The sequence below is a fragment of the uncultured Sphingomonas sp. genome (genome assembly GCF_913062585.1).
In the GTDB taxonomy this organism is placed as follows: domain Bacteria; phylum Pseudomonadota; class Alphaproteobacteria; order Sphingomonadales; family Sphingomonadaceae; genus Sphingomonas.
On sequence record NZ_CAJXWX010000013.1, the window covers coordinates 1 to 13,186 of the forward strand.

At 66.8% G+C, this 13,186-nt stretch carries 10 protein-coding genes and 1 tRNA gene; 5 read left to right on the forward strand and 6 right to left on the reverse strand.

What is annotated here, in order from left to right; genetic code table 11:
* The coding region (locus tag QZ546_RS10115) for an integrase core domain-containing protein (protein ID WP_294236724.1) at positions 1–531 on the forward strand (531 nt) is incomplete at its 5' end.
* Between the two features lie 430 nt (positions 532–961).
* On the opposite strand, the gene QZ546_RS10120 is transcribed toward QZ546_RS10115, so the two are convergent.
* From QZ546_RS10120 to moaA, 3 genes are all read right to left on the reverse strand, one after another.
* Positions 962–1,036 (reverse strand) — tRNA-Asn (locus QZ546_RS10120).
* A gap of 109 nt (positions 1,037–1,145) precedes the next feature.
* Positions 1,146–1,925 (reverse strand): NAD kinase, encoded by a 780-nt coding sequence (locus QZ546_RS10125; protein WP_294236726.1) that lies wholly within the window; start codon positions 1,923–1,925, stop codon positions 1,146–1,148.
* Complete coding sequence (gene moaA, locus QZ546_RS10130) at positions 1,922–2,941, reverse strand: GTP 3',8-cyclase MoaA (protein WP_294236728.1); 1,020 nt, start codon at positions 2,939–2,941, stop codon at positions 1,922–1,924. The genes QZ546_RS10125 and moaA overlap by 4 nt, the downstream gene beginning before the upstream one ends.
* A gap of 125 nt (positions 2,942–3,066) precedes the next feature.
* Between moaA and QZ546_RS10135 the strand changes: the two genes are divergently transcribed.
* The gene (locus QZ546_RS10135) at positions 3,067–4,728 is read left to right on the forward strand and encodes a bifunctional diguanylate cyclase/phosphodiesterase (RefSeq protein WP_294236730.1); all 1,662 of its coding nucleotides are present in this window, start codon (positions 3,067–3,069) and stop codon (positions 4,726–4,728) included.
* A complete protein-coding gene (locus QZ546_RS10140) occupies positions 4,716–5,144 on the forward strand; it encodes a DUF4440 domain-containing protein (RefSeq protein ID WP_294236732.1) in 429 nt (142 codons plus the stop codon). The genes QZ546_RS10135 and QZ546_RS10140 overlap by 13 nt, the downstream gene beginning before the upstream one ends.
* A 177-nt stretch (positions 5,145–5,321) precedes the next feature.
* On the opposite strand, the gene mfd is transcribed toward QZ546_RS10140, so the two are convergent.
* Together mfd and QZ546_RS10150 are read right to left on the reverse strand one after the other, a co-directional pair.
* Entirely contained in the window at positions 5,322–8,789 is a 3,468-nt protein-coding gene (mfd, locus tag QZ546_RS10145) for a transcription-repair coupling factor (protein WP_294236735.1), read from the reverse strand.
* Between the two features lie 31 nt (positions 8,790–8,820).
* On the reverse strand, positions 8,821–9,087 hold the full coding sequence (locus QZ546_RS10150; protein WP_294236737.1) for a succinate dehydrogenase assembly factor 2: 267 nt from the start codon (positions 9,085–9,087) through the stop codon (positions 8,821–8,823).
* Between the two features lie 75 nt (positions 9,088–9,162).
* Between QZ546_RS10150 and recG the strand changes: the two genes are divergently transcribed.
* A complete protein-coding gene (gene recG / locus QZ546_RS10155) occupies positions 9,163–11,217 on the forward strand; it encodes an ATP-dependent DNA helicase RecG (protein WP_294236739.1) in 2,055 nt (684 codons plus the stop codon).
* A gap of 30 nt (positions 11,218–11,247) precedes the next feature.
* On the forward strand, positions 11,248–11,688 hold the full coding sequence (locus QZ546_RS10160) for a DMT family transporter (protein WP_294236741.1): 441 nt from the start codon (positions 11,248–11,250) through the stop codon (positions 11,686–11,688).
* A gap of 219 nt (positions 11,689–11,907) precedes the next feature.
* Here QZ546_RS10160 and tyrS read toward each other — a convergent pair whose 3' ends face one another.
* On the reverse strand, positions 11,908–13,134 hold the full coding sequence (tyrS, locus tag QZ546_RS10165) for a tyrosine--tRNA ligase (protein ID WP_294236743.1): 1,227 nt from the start codon (positions 13,132–13,134) through the stop codon (positions 11,908–11,910).
* Positions 13,135–13,186: the final 52 nt, after the last annotated feature.

A 13,186-nucleotide genomic window follows, 5' to 3' on the forward strand; every position in this document is an offset into this window, starting at 1 on the left:
TGGGCCTATGATTTCGTCGAGGAGCGTACCCACGATGGGCGCAAGTTCCGCATCCTGACCATCATCGACGAGGCTAGCCGCGAGTGCCTGGCACTGATCGTGTCACGCCAGCTCCGCCACGAAGACGTGCTGGCCGCGTTGGCCGACCTGTTCATTGAACGTGGTCCGCCAGCGCACATCAGGTCGGACAATGGCAGCGAATTCATAGCCACCGCCGTCCAGACCTGGCTCGGCCGGATCGGCGTGAAGACGCTCTACATCGCCCCGGGCTCGCCATGGGAGAACGGCTATAACGAGAGCTTCAACGGGTCGCTTCGCGACGAGCTGCTCAATGGCGAGATCTTCTACAGCCTCGCGGAGGCCAGGGTGCTGATCGAGGCATGGCGCCGTCACTACAACACCGTCCGGCCGCACAGCAGCCTGGGCTACCGCCCGCCGGCCCCGGAAGCGGTGACACCGCCATTACCGGCCTCCGGTTCCGCTTCGCTCCACCTACGCCCGGCAATGGCGGCGGAGACGACAATGCACTAACTAACAAGCCGGACCACTCGGTGGGGGCTGTTCAAAGCCGATCGCCTCCAGCACCGACTCGACACCCTCTACCTGGACAAAATTGAGGGGCGGGTAACGAGCGAGTTTCACGATCGCGTAGCGACTACATGGAGGGAGGAGCGAGACAGGTGCGTCCGCGACCTAGAGAGTCCTGCTTCGGCGGAAGATGACGTGATCGACGACGGAATCGCGCTCGTCGACTTTGCCCGCACAGCTCATCACCGGTTTGAAACGCTGCCTCTTTCCAGCAAGCGCAGGGCTCTGAATCTCGTGCTATCGAACTGCACATTTGCAGGCGGCGAACTGTCTACCACGTTCCGTAAGCCATTCGACTTACTGGCTAACGTTGGTTCGCCAGGAGGGGGTGGTACTCCCCCTGAAGGGGGTGCACCATCCAAAACAGCGCCGGTGGCTCCCTGAGTAGGATTCGAACCTACGGCCGCTCGATTAACAGTCGAGAGCTCTACCGCTGAGCTATCAGGGAATGTCCGGCGCTGTGGAGGGGTCCTATAAAGGGCTCGAAAAAAGCCGCAACCCCCTTTTTGACGGTTTTGCGTAAGTCTCGCCGCCAAAGCTGTGGATAAAATGGGTGGTCAGGCGACGAACTGTTCCATCGTGATGCGGTCGTCCAGCGCATGTTCGGGGTCGAACATCAGGGTCAGTTCACGCGACCGGTCCATGCAGATATCGACCTGCGCCACGTCGCGCACCTCGCGCTGGTCGGCCACGGCGGACACCGGGCGCTTGCCCGGGTCGAGCACCTTGATCGAGATGCGCGCCTTGTCGGGCAGGATCGCGCCGCGCCAGCGCCGGGGGCGGAAGGGGCTGATCGGCGTGAGGGCGATCAGGGCCGAACCCAGCGGCAATATCGGCCCCTGTGCCGAGAAATTATAAGCGGTCGATCCCGCCGGGGTCGCGGCCAATATCCCGTCGCACGCCAGTTCGGGCAGGACGATGCGACCATTGACCGCGACTTCCAGCTTGGCGGTCTGGCGGGTTTCGCGCAGCAGCGAGACCTCGTTGATCGCGGGCAGCTGTTGGATGCGCCCGTCGATCCCGGTCGCGGTCATCTGAAGCGGGGTGACGCGGAACGGCTTGGCACGGGCCAGGCGATCCTCCAGCCCATAGCTGCGCCACTCGTTCATCAGAAAGCCGACGGTGCCCAGGTTCATGCCGAACACCGGCACCGGTCCGCGCCGCCGTTCCAGCATCCGGTGCAGCGTCTGGAGCATGAAGCCGTCGCCACCCAGCGCGATGACGTAATCGGCTTCGTCGAAATCGACCCAGTCGGCGCTGTTCTGCAGATCGGCGACCGCGGCTTGCGCGGGCGCGGTGGGCGAGGCGACCAGCGCCCGCCGTACGGGCTGGGTCATCCGCCGGTCACGCTCATGTGACGCGACACCGCCGGGGCCGATCCCGCCGCGATGCGGAAGTCGTGCCGGGCGGGCTTGGCGGCCAGCCCTGCGTCGATCGCCGCATCCAGCCCGTCGACTCCGCCATCGCGCAGCGCGGCCTTCAAATCCACCTGGTCCTCATGACCCAGACACATATACAGCTTGCCCTCGGTCGTCAGCCTCACGCGGTTGCAGCCGTCGCAAAAATTCGCGGTCAGGGGCGAGATCAGGCCGAGCCGGGTATCGCTGCCCTCCACCTGCCAGTATCGCGCCGGGCCGCCGGTGCGATGCCCGGCGCGGACCAGCGGAAATTCCGCCGCCAGCCGGTCGAACACGGTGGTCAGCGGCAGGAAACGGTCGACGCGATCCTCGCCGATCGCCCCCAGCGGCATCGTCTCGATCAACGAAAGATCCAACGCCTCCGAAATGCACCATGATAGCATCGAAGCGATCTCATCTTCGTTGAGCCCCTTGAGCGCGACCATGTTGATCTTGACCGACAGGCCTGCGTCGCGTGCGGAAAGGATGCCATGGATGACCTGGTCGACATCGCCATGACGCGTAATGTAGCGGAACCGCTCGGCATCGCGGCTGTCCAGGCTGACATTGATCCGCCGCATACCCGCCGCGACCAGCCCTTCTGCATGGTCGGCCAGACGGGTGCCGTTGGTGGTCATGGTCAGTTCGTCCAGGCCGTGCCCGACATGGCCGCCCAGCCGCTTGACAAGGTCGACCACGTCGCGCCGCACCAGCGGCTCGCCGCCCGACAGGCGGATTCGGGTCACGCCGCGCGCGATGAAGCGTTCGGCAATGATCGCGATCTCGTCCAGGCTGAGCAGCTTGGAGCGTGGCAAAAATGTCATCTGCTCGGCCATGCAATAGCGGCAGCGCAGGTCGCACCGATCGGTCACCGAAATGCGCAAGTATCGGATCATGCGGCCATGTTGATCGACCAGCGATCCGGCAGTCGAGGCTTTGGCACCGCCCATCGTCATGAGGGTAGCCCCAAGGCGGGACGCGGACAAGACGGATTGCCGTTGGTGATCCCCAGGCCGGTGGATAGGGTGCGCCCATGACGCAGGATGAATTCGGTTTTAACGCCCACCGCAGGGGAACGGCGGTGTTCGCGCTTTCGTTCCACCACCCTGCGACCCTGGACGCCGCGATCATCCGCGCGGGCTGGGCGATTTGGTCGATGGCGCCGCGCGATGGCGACGCCACGGCGGGCGACCTGCTGGTCGGCTCCTTCCTGGCGAGCGAGGCGCGCGTGGCGCTGATCGACGCTCGTGGACCGAGCGATGCGGGATTGCGCGCGGCGCAGGCGCTGGGGGCGGTGATCGCGGCGACCGGCGCCGCGATGCTGGTCGCCGTGCCCGATGCCCAGCCCGACACGCTGGAGGCCTTCATCGCGGCGGGTGCGACGCATGTCCTGGCGCCCGATGCGGACGATGCGATGCTCCACGCCGCGCTGAAGCTGGCGGAGCGCCATGCCCGGCGCACGCTGGATGTCCGGCGGCGGCGGTCCCATGCCGATGGCGAAGTGGGCGAAGTGCATCGCTGGATCGCCGATGCGATGGATCGGGGCGAATCGTGCCTGGCGATCATCGTCGCGCTCTCGCGGCTCGACCTGATCAACGCGGCGCATGGCCGCCCGGCGGGGACCATGTTGCTGCGGGCGGTCGAGGCGCGAATCCAGGCCGCGGCGGCCGAGGCGTTCGGCGACAGCGCCATCGTCGCGCGGTCCGGCGGCGCGGAATTCGTCATGGCCTGCGTCGTCGATCCGTCGCGCGCCCGGGCAGTCGCCGAGACGTTGGAAGCGGTGCTGGCCCAGCCGTTCCTAGCCGGCGCGGTGCCGATCCGGCTGGGCGCACGGCTGGGCCTTGCCACGTCGCAGGCCAGCGAAGACCCGGCCGGGCTGCTGGCGCGTGCCGGTGAGGCGCTGCGTCAGGCACAGGCGGGGGACGGCGTGATGCTGCGTTTCGCGCATCCGGGCGATGTGACCCCGCTCGACGTCCTGGCCGCCGATCTGCATCACGCCATCGAGCGGGGCGAGATCGACATCGTGTTCCAGCCGCAGGTCGCGATCAAGACCGGGCGGATCACCGGGGTGGAGGCGCTGGCCCGCTGGCGGCATCCGACGCTGGGGCCGCTGGGCGCCGATCCGTTGTTCGCAGCGGCCGAGCGCGCCGATCTGGGCCTCGCCTTGTCGGATCATATCCAGCAGATCGCGCTGCAGCGGGCGGCGCGCTGGCCGGCGGGCCTGTCGCATCTGCGCCTGTCGATCAACATCACCGCCGCCGATGTCGCCCGCGCGGGTTTTGCGCGACTGTTCCTGGATCGGGTTGCAAGCAGCGGCTTCCCGATCGAGCGGCTGACCGCGGAGATCACCGAAACCGGCCTGATCCGCGAACTGGACCGCGCCGCCGCGGTGCTGGACACGCTGCGCCAGGCCGGTGTGCGGATCGCGATCGACGATTTCGGGACCGGCTATTCCAGCCTGGCCTATCTGACCAGCCTGCCGATCGACTATATCAAGCTCGACCGCGCCTTGGTGACCGAGGTCGACGCCTCGCGCCGCGACCGGGTGGTGGTGCGCGGGATCATCCGGATCGCCGCGCAACTGGGCATGGGCATCATCGCCGAGGGCGTGGAGACCCATGAACAGGCGGAGCTGTTGGGACGGCTGGGTTGCGAGACCTATCAAGGCTTCCTGCGCGCCGCGCCGCTGGACGAAGACGCGTTGCGGACGATGGTCGAGGAGGAGATGGAATGCGCGGCATGAGCATGGTGATGATCGGCGGACTGATGCTGGCTCCCGTCGCCCTCCAGGCCGCTGCGCCCGCCACCGACCCGGCCGAGGTGGGGATCCGCGCCGCGATGCTCGACAGCGCGGAGGGGTGGAACAAGGGCGATCTGAACCGCTTCGTCGCGATCTACGCCCCTGATGCGGTGTTCGTCGGCAAGAGCGGGCTGACCCGTGGCAAGGCCGCGATCACGCAGAATTTCCAGCGCAGCTTTACGGGCGACGGCAACAGCCGGGGCCAGCTCCGCTTCGACTTTCTGGAGTGGAAGCGGCTGGGCGAGCGCCGGTTCCTGATCGCCCGATGGAACCTGTCGGGCGGCGAAAGCGGCATGACCTCGCTGTTGTTCGAGCGCCGCGCCGATGGCTGGAAGATCGTCGCCGACCATAGCAGCTGACCCCCAATTCCTCCCCAAGCTGCGCTTGGGGAGGGGGACCGCCCGGCGCAGCCGGATGGTGGAGGGGCAGGGCGGTTCTGTTTCGACGGGCGATGAGGTTCGTTCGGGAACCCGCCCCTCCACCACGCCCTTCGGGCGCGGTCCCCCTCCCCATCGGAGATGGGGAGGATTGGAGCGTTATCCCGCTGCCTTTGCCAGGCCCTTCGACAATTGCAGTGCGCCGTGCAGCCGGGCCTTGGCGTCGGGCCAGGCGCGGTTGAGGACCAGCTTGCCATCGGGGCGCAGCTTGGCGAGGTCGCCCAGCCGCTCGACATAGGCGAACAGCCCGTCGACATTGGGGGGGCGGTTGTCGTGGAAGGCGACCAGCACGCCGCGCGGGCCGACATCCATTTTGGCGATGCAGGCCTTTTTGGCGTTCAGCTTGATCTTGATGACCTGGATCAGATTGTCGGTCGCCTCGGGCAGCGGACCGAAGCGGTCGATCATCTCGGCGGCGAATTCCTCCACTTCCCTGTTCTTTTCCAGATCGTTGAGGCGGCGATAAAGCCCCATGCGAAGGTCGAGATCGGGGACGTAATCGTCCGGGATCAGGATTGGTGCATCGACGGTGATCTGCGGCGAGAAGTCGCGCTTCTTCTCGAACGCACCGCCCGCCTTGGCCTCCAGGATCGCCTCTTCCAGCATCGACTGGTAAAGTTCGTAGCCGACCTCCTTGATATGCCCCGACTGTTCGTCGCCGAGCAGATTGCCCGCGCCGCGAATGTCGAGGTCATGGCTGGCGAGCTGGAACCCCGCGCCCAGCGAATCCAGGTCGGACAGCACCTTCAGCCTTTTCTCCGCCGCCTCGGTCATCATCCGTTCGGGCGGGGTGACCATATAGGCATAGGCGCGCGTCTTCGACCGGCCGACCCGCCCGCGCAACTGATAGAGCTGGGCCAAGCCGAAACGGTCGGCGCGGTTGACGATCATCGTATTGGCGGAGGGAATGTCGATGCCGCTCTCGATGATGGTGGTCGACACCAGCACCTCGAACTTGCGGTCGTAGAAGGCGGACATGCGCTCCTCGACCTCGGTGGGCGACATCTGGCCGTGCGCGACGACATAGCGGACCTCGGGCACCTCCTTGCGCAAATATTCCTCGATGTCCGGCAGGTCGGCGACGCGCGGTGTGACGAGGAAGCTCTGCCCGCCGCGATAATGTTCGCGCAGCAGCGCCTCGCGCAGCACCACCGGGTCCCAGGGCATGATATAGGTGCGCACCGCCAGCCGATCGACCGGCGGCGTCTGGATCACCGACAATTCGCGCAGGCCCGACATCGCCATTTGCAGCGTGCGCGGGATCGGCGTGGCGGTCAGCGTCAGCATATGGACATCGGCCTTCAGCGCCTTCAGCCGTTCCTTGTGGGTGACGCCGAACCGCTGTTCTTCGTCGACGATGACGAGGCCGAGCCGCTTGAATTCGACATTCTTCGCCAGCAGCGCATGGGTGCCGACGACGATATCGATGTCGCCCGACGCTGCACCGTCCTTGACCTTCTTCGCCTCGGTCGCGGTGACGAGGCGGGAGAGGCGGCCGATCTTGATCGGAAAGCCCTCGAACCGCTGGACGAAGTTGTTGTAATGCTGGCGGGCAAGCAGCGTGGTGGGGCAGACCACCGCCACCTGCATCCCCGCCATCGCCGCGACGAAGGCCGCGCGCAACGCCACTTCGGTCTTGCCGAAGCCGACATCGCCGACGACCAGCCGGTCCATCGGCTTGCCAGCGGTCAGGTCGCCCAGCACATCGTCGATGGCACGGTCCTGATCGTCAGTTTCCTCATAGGGGAAACGGTCGACGAACGCCGGATAGCCCGCGCTGTCGGGCTCGGCCACTTCGCCGGGACGCAGCGCGCGTTCGGCGGCGGTGGCGATCAGCTCACCCGCGATCTCGCGGATGCGCTCCTTCATCTTCGACTTGCGCCGCTGCCACGCCTCACCGCCCAGGCGGTCGAGCGTCGCGCCGTCCTCGCCCGAGCCATAGCGGGTCAGGACTTCGAGATTCTCGACCGGCACATAGAGCTTGTCGCCGCCCGCATAGGAGAGCGCGACGCAGTCATGCGGGCTCTTGCCGACGGGGATCGAGGTCAGCCCCTCATAGCGGCCGATGCCGTGATCCGAATGCACAACCAGATCGCCGGGCGAGAGCGTCGCCAGCTCCGCCAGGAAGGCGTCGGCCGACTTGCGCCGCTTCTGCCGCCGGATCAGCCGGTCGCCCAGCATGTCCTGCTCGGTCAGAACTGCGATGCCCGGCGCGGTAAAACCATGGTCGAGCGGCAGGACGACGAGTGCGACGCCGAAGCTTTTCGACGTATCGGCGATACCTAGCGCTTCCTGCCAGGTTTCGGCGGCCTTGGCGCCCTTCAGTCCGTGATCCTTCAGCAGGCTGCCGAGCCGCTCACGCGCGCCGACGGAGTAGCTGGCGAGGACGGGCTTGCGGCCTTCCTTGCGAAGCGCCTCGACATGGTCGACCACCGCCTCATAGATATTGGCGTGCGCCGCGCGTTCGGGGGCGAAGTCGCGCGCGCCGTCCACCTCGAAATCAAGGACGGTGGTGCTTTCCGGCTCGTGGAAGGGGGAAGCGAGATGCGCGGTGGCTGCGTCTAGTCCTTCGCCCCATTCCTTGGGGGCGAGATAGAGCGCCTTGGCGGGCAGCGGGCGGAAGCTGCCCGGCTGGGCGGCCTCGGCACGCTTGCGATTCTCATAATAGTCGGCGATCGCGTCGAACCGGCCGGTCGCCGCCGCCGCGACGCCATTGTCGCGCACCACCACCGCACCGTCACCGAGATGGTCGAACAGCGTCGACAGCTTCTCCTCGAACAGCGGAAGCCAATGCTCCATCCCCGCCATCCGCCGCCCCTCGGACACCGCCTGATAGAGCGGGTCGCCGGTCGCTGTCGCGCCGAAGGTCTCGCGGTAGCGGGTGCGAAAGCGCTTGATCGATTCCTCGTCGAGCAAGGCTTCCGACGCGGGGAGCAGGGTGAAGCCGTCGATCCGCCCCGTGGTCCGCTGGTCGGCGGGGTCGAAGGTGCGGACGCTCTCGATCTCGTCGCCGAAGAAATCGAGCCGCAGTGCCTGTTCCTCGCCGCTGGGGAACAGGTCGACCAGCCCGCCGCGCACCGCGAACTCGCCCTGATCGTGGACCGTCTCGGTACGGACATAGCCGTTCGCCTGGAGCAGGGCGGACAGCTTCTCCAGCCCGATCCGCTCACCGGGAGCAAGGCGCGCGACCAGTTGCCGGATGCGGAACGGGGTCAGCACGCGCTGGGTCGCGGCATTGGCGGTGGTCAGGACCAGTTGCGGCGTCTTCGGCTTGGCCTGCAATCGGTGCAGCCCCGCGATCCGTTCCGCCATGACGCGCAAGGTCGGCGAGGCGCGGTCATAGGGCAGGCAGTCCCAGGCCGGGATCTGCACCACCTCCAGCTCGGGCGCGAAATAGGTCGCGGTCGAGGCCAGCTCGCGCATCTGCGCTTCGTCGGCGCAGATGAAGACCGCGCGCGTCGTCGCGGCGCGCGACAGGTCGGCGAGCAGCACGGGCAGGAACCCCGCCGGAACGCCCGACAGGGTCAGCGGGCTCTTGGCGGTCAGGATCGTCTTGATATCGGGCATGGGGTTCCGAAACGGGAGAAGTGGCAGGAAGTTACCGGGCGATCGGCACGAAATTCAGCGCGCGCATCCGCTGCATCACCGGGCCGTCCCACTCAGGCGGGCAGGGCTGCGTGCCGATGGCCCAGGCCATGATGTCGACATCCTGTTCCTCCAGCAGCGCCTCGAACCAGTCGAGCTCTTCGGGGCTCAGCGTCTCATGATGCGCATCGAAGAAGCCGCCGATCATCAGATCGGCTTCCTTGGTGCCGCGATGCCATGCGCGGAAGCGGAGGCGCTTGATACGGGTTTCGTGGTCCATGGGGTTCCGATCCAACGAGATTGCGCGCACGCTCTAGCGACATGCGGCGGGTAGGCTATACAGACCCATCTAGTCATGCGTCCCGATATCCTCAATCCGCTGTTCGCCGAGGTCACGTCGCTGAAAGGCGTCGGGCCCGGTCTCGCCAAGCCGCTCGAACGCCTGCGCATCGCGCGCGTGGTCGATGTCGCCTTTCATTTGCCGACCGGGCATATCGACCGCTTTCCGCGCGACGAGTTGATGGTGTCGGATGCCGGGCGGGTCATCGCCATCCCGCTGACCGTGAAGGAGCACCGCGTGTCGTCCTCGCCGCGCGGCCCGACACGCGTGCGGGCCGAGGATACGGCGGGCAACAGCGTGGCGCTCGTCTATTTCGGCGGCAATTCGGGCTGGGTGAAGAAGCTGTTGCCGATCGGTGAGACGAAGATCGTGTCAGGTCGCCTCGACCTGTACGGCCAGGATTTGCAGATCGTGCACCCCGATCTGGGCGACAGCAATGACGATTTCCGCGAGCGCGAGGCGATCTATCCGCTGTCGGAGGGGATCACCTCGCGGCGGCTGGGCGCGCTGGCGGCGCAGGCGGTGGAGCGTTCGCCCGAACTGCCCGAATGGATCGAGCCGGGGCTGAAGGCGCAGCGCGGCTGGCCCGACTGGAAGGAGGCGCTCGCCCGCATCCATGCCGATCCGGCCGATGCCAAGGCGCGCGAGCGGCTGGGCTATGACGAGGTATTCGCCAACCAGCTGGCGATGACCCTGGTCCGCGCCGATACCCGCAAGCGGCGCGGGCGGGCGCTGAACGGTGACGGGCGGCTGCGCGACATGCTCAAGCTGCCCTATACGCTGACCGGCGCGCAGAGCCGGACGGTGCGCGAGATTGAGGGCGATCTGGCGCAGGACGCGCCGATGCTGCGGCTTCTTCAGGGCGATGTGGGCGCAGGCAAGACGCTGGTCGCGGCGATGGCGATGCTGATCGCGGTCGAGGCGGGGGCGCAGGCCGCGATGCTGGCCCCGACCGAAATCCTGGCGCGCCAGCATTATGATACGCTGCGCAAGACGCTTGCCGGGCTGCCGGTCGAGATCGCGGTGCTGACGGGCCGCGACAAGGGCAAGGCGCGGGAGGCCACGTTGATGGCGCTCGCGGCGGGCCAGATCGACATCCTCGTCGGCACCCACGCCATTTTTCAGGAAACCGTGACCTATCGCGACCTGGCTTTGGTGGTGGTGGACGAGCAGCATCGCTTCGGCGTGGCGCAGCGGATGATGCTGTCGGCCAAGGGCAAGACGCCGCCGCATCTGCTGGCGATGACCGCGACGCCGATCCCACGCACGCTGACGCTGGCCAATTATGGCGAGATGGATGTCAGCCGGCTGGACGAGATGCCCCCCGGCCGCCAGCCGATCGAGACGCGGGTGGTGTCGGAGGACCGGCTGGACGAGGTGGTCAACGCGCTCGGCCGCCATTTGTCGGAGGGCGGACAGGCCTATTGGGTGTGCCCGCTGGTCGAGGAAAGCGAGAAGTCCGACCTCGCCGCGGCCGAGATGCGCGCCGAAACCCTTCGGGCGCGGTTCGGCGAGCGGGTCGGCCTGGTCCATGGCAAGATGAAGCCCGCCGAGAAGGACGCGGTGATGGAGGCGTTCGCGGGCGGGCGGCTGGGGGTGCTGGTCGCTACGACGGTGATCGAGGTGGGGGTGGACGTGCCCAACGCCACGCTGATCGTGATCGAACATGCCGACCGCTTCGGGCTGGCGCAGTTGCACCAGTTGCGCGGGCGTGTCGGGCGGGGCGGGGGGCTGTCGCGGTGCCTGTTGCTGCGCGGCTCGCATCTGTCGGAGACGTCGCGCGCGCGGCTGGCGTTGATGCGCGAGACCAATGACGGCTTCCGCATCGCCGAGGAGGATCTGCGGCTGCGCGGGGCGGGCGAGCTGCTCGGCACGCGGCAATCGGGGGAGATGGCGTTCCGGCTCGCGACGCCGGAGAACATGGCCGACCTGATGCAATGCGCGCAGGACGATGCGCGGCTGCTGATCGACCGGGATGGTGGGCTGGAGGCTCCGCGTGGACAGGCGGCGCGGACGGCGCTTTATCTGTTCGAGCGGGATGCGGGCGTCGCGCTGTTGCGATCGGGCTGAACGAAGACGCGTTCGTGGCGTTGGGCGCTGATGGCTGCTGTCTTTCCGCTCATCCTCGTCCTGATCGCCGGTATCGGTCTGGCCATCCAGCCGCCGACCAATGCCGAACTCGCCAAGGTGTCGGGGTCGGTGGTGCTGGCGGCGCTGACCTCGTTCCTGATCGGGACATTGGTGCTCGCGATCGCCTGGGTGGCGATGGACCGGACCAGTCCGGCGGCGCTTAAGGGGGCGCCAGGTTGGGCGTGGCTGGGCGGATTCTATGGCGCGGGGTTCGTGGCGGTGTTGGCCTATGCCGCGCCGAGGCTTGGGATTTCGGTGGCTTTGACGGCGGCGATCGCCAGCCAGTTGGTGGCGGCGTTGATCGTGGACCATTTCGGTCTGTTCGACGTCAAGGTTGAGCCGGTTTCGATCGGCAAGATCGTCGGCGTCGCGCTGGTGATCGCGGGCGCGGTGGTGGTTCGGCGGGGGTGAGGGCGCTGGCGCATCGACCGAGCCGTAACCCGGCGGAGGCCGGGGTCCAGTTGCTAGGCGTTGGTGGTGGGGGTGGGAGGAGGATGCCTCCCACGCATCGTTGTCCCGCTTCCTCGGCGACGTAGAAACTGGGCCCCGGCCTTCGCCGGGGAACAGAGGTTTAGAGGGGTGTTCCTGCAAACCGCCGTTCAGCCTGAGCGAAGTCGAAGGCCAAGGGAATTACCCCGCCGTCAGCAACCCGTGGTTTTTCTTCCCCGAAGAGACCTTTACCGGCTCCCCGCCGACCGCGATGACGGCATTCTCGTCCGCCACCTTCTCGCCGTCCACGCGGGCACCGCCGCCTGCGATCAGGCGACGTGCTTCGCCCTTCGATTTGGCAAAGCCCAGCCCGATCAGCGCATCGACGATGGTCACCGATCCGCCCGAAACCGCAAAGTTCGGCAACGCCGCACCCGCCGCACCTTCCTCGAAGGTCCGCCGCGCCGTCTCCGCCGCCTCCTCCGCCGCCACACGGCCACGGCACATGGCGGTGGCTTCGTTGGCGAGGATCTTCTTCGCCTCGTTGATCTCCGCGCCTTCCAGCTTTTCCAGCCGCGCGATCTCGTCCAGCGGCAGGTCGGTGAACAGGCGCAGGAAGCGGCCCACGTCACGGTCGTCGGTGTTGCGCCAGAACTGCCAGTAATCGAAATGCGGCAGCTGATCCTCGTGCAGCCAGACCGCGCCCGCCATGGTCTTGCCCATCTTGCCGCCGTCCGCCGTGGTGATCAGCGGGGTGGTCACGCCGAACACCTCGGTCCCGTCCATGCGGCGGGCCAGCTCGATACCGTTGACGATATTGCCCCACTGGTCCGACCCGCCCATCTGCAAGCGGCAGCCATGACGCTGCGCCAGTTCGCGGAAGTCGTAGGCCTGGAGGATCATATAGTTGAATTCGAGGAAGCTGAGCGACTGTTCGCGGTCGAGCCGTAGCTTCACCGAGTCGAACGACAGCATCCGATTGACCGAGAAATGCTGCCCCACTTCGCGCAGGAAGGGGATATACTCGAGCTTGTCGAGCCAGTCGGCATTGTCGACCATCACCGCATCGGTCGGCCCGTCACCAAAGGTCAGGAACCGCTCGAAGATGCGCTTGATCGAGGCGACATTATCCTTGATCCCGTCCTCACCAAGCAGCTTGCGCGCCTCGTCCTTGAAGCTGGGATCGCCGATCTTGCCGGTGCCGCCGCCCATCAGGACGATCGGCTTGTGGCCGGTCTGCTGCATCCGGCGCAGGAGCATGATCTGCACCAGGCTGCCGACATGCAGCGACGGCGCGGTCGGGTCGAAGCCGATATAGCCGGGCACCACCTGCGACACGGCCAGCCGGTCGAGCGCGGCGGCGTCGGTCATCTGGTGGACGTAACCCCGTTCATCCAGGGTGCGAAGCAGATCGGAGGTATATGCCATAACGACTGGCCGTTACACCGCCGATCCGCGTTCGTCACCCTCCGCGGATGGT

Coding starts and splice junctions, on each gene's coding strand:
- QZ546_RS10125 (WP_294236726.1), bottom strand. CDS start 1,925: ATGACCCAGCCCGTACGGCGGGCGCTGGTCGCCTCGCCCACCGCGCCC.
- moaA (WP_294236728.1), bottom strand. CDS start 2,941: ATGACGATGGGCGGTGCCAAAGCCTCGACTGCCGGATCGCTGGTCGAT.
- QZ546_RS10140 (WP_294236732.1), top strand. CDS start 4,716: ATGCGCGGCATGAGCATGGTGATGATCGGCGGACTGATGCTGGCTCCC.
- mfd (WP_294236735.1), bottom strand. CDS start 8,789: ATGCCCGATATCAAGACGATCCTGACCGCCAAGAGCCCGCTGACCCTG.
- QZ546_RS10150 (WP_294236737.1), bottom strand. CDS start 9,087: ATGGACCACGAAACCCGTATCAAGCGCCTCCGCTTCCGCGCATGGCAT.
- recG (WP_294236739.1), top strand. CDS start 9,163: ATGCGTCCCGATATCCTCAATCCGCTGTTCGCCGAGGTCACGTCGCTG.
- QZ546_RS10160 (WP_294236741.1), top strand. CDS start 11,248: ATGGCTGCTGTCTTTCCGCTCATCCTCGTCCTGATCGCCGGTATCGGT.
- tyrS (WP_294236743.1), bottom strand. CDS start 13,134: ATGGCATATACCTCCGATCTGCTTCGCACCCTGGATGAACGGGGTTAC.